1 protein-coding gene is annotated in these 1258 nt (G+C 70.0%); it reads left to right on the forward strand.

Translation table 11 applies throughout. From position 1 onward, the window contains the following. Window positions 1-102: 102 nt before the first annotated feature. Window positions 103-1258, forward strand: a 1156-nt coding sequence (locus tag ACMZ42_RS27175) for a hypothetical protein (RefSeq protein WP_415733453.1), incomplete at its 3' end; no start/stop codon positions are given.

Raw genomic sequence — 1258 nt, forward strand, 5'->3', positions numbered from 1 at the left:
CTCGTACACCCTGCGCGCTTTTGCCCCGTCCCCCACCACGGACTCCCTGACAGCTCCGGAACCACTGTGTCCTGACGTCAAATCAAACTACTGTAATGAGCAATGACTGCGCTTCAGAAACGAGTTGTCGCACGCCTCGTAGCGGCTCAGAACGCTCAGGACCCCGAGCTGCTGCGCGGGCAGGACGCGGTGAGCGACGCGATGGCCCTGCTGCGCGAGGTCGCGCCGTCGCCCGAGGAAGAGATCGATCTCGGCGCGGTCGCCGCCGTCTGCTGGACCTTCTGGTTCCGCCACCTCGGCCCCGAGGACCCGGACGCTCAGCAGAACCTGTTCATCGCGGTGGGCACCTTCGGATTCCTGTGCCCGCGCGTGCCCGGTCATGTTCCGCTGCCCCCACCCCTGCGGGACGCCTTCGACCCCGCCGATCCGGCACACGACGCTCGGTTCTCGCTCGTCGTGAGTGCGGTACACGCCGATGCCGCCCTCAGCCCTCCGAATCTCGCGGAGGCGGACCGGCTGGCCACGCTGGAGCACGCGCTCGCCTGGTCCGACTCTGCGCTGCGCCAACTGCCGGAAGATCATTGGCAGTTCGTTGAACTGGCTGCGCACGCCCGCGGGCTCAATGTGTCGCGCTTCCAGCTCGCCGCGGATCCGGATGCGCTCGCCACCGCGGCCCGGCATGCGGCAACGGTGTGCGAGCGGCTGGCTTCCATCGGACAGAGCGCCCTTCGCCCGGAGGTGGCGCAGGTGGCAGCGGTCTCCCTCGGGACCGTGATGGACGCCGCACGGCTGCTCGGCGAGCCCGAACTCGCCGAGGCCGAGCGGCTGGTCGCTTCGTTCCCGGACGGGACGCCGGCGCCGGAGGCCGTCGAAGGCTTGCGCCTCCTGCGCGCAGCGCACGCCGAACCTGCCGAGTGGCCGGGGCAACGAGACCTGCAGTTCGGCACGATCATCGCTGACGCCGGCATCCGCGAGCACGACGCCGGCCGGATCGCCTGCGCGGTACTGCGACTGCGCGCGGCCCTCGCCCACACCCCCGCCGAGCGCCCGGAGCATACCCTCGTCATCACTGTTCTCGGCCAGACGCTCGAGGCCCTCGCCCGGGAGCGCGGCGACGACGAGGCGGCTCGTGAGGCGGCCGAACTCCTCGCACCCATCGACGTGACGAGCATGTTGAGCGATGTCGACCGGCAACTCCTCGCCGATTTCCAGGACATCACGGAGCTCCTGGGGAGCGGTGATCCGCACCGCGTCCAGA

This window comes from Lysinibacillus sp. NPDC056185 (genome assembly GCF_047737915.1).
GTDB lineage: Bacteria > Bacillota > Bacilli > Bacillales_A > Planococcaceae > Lysinibacillus.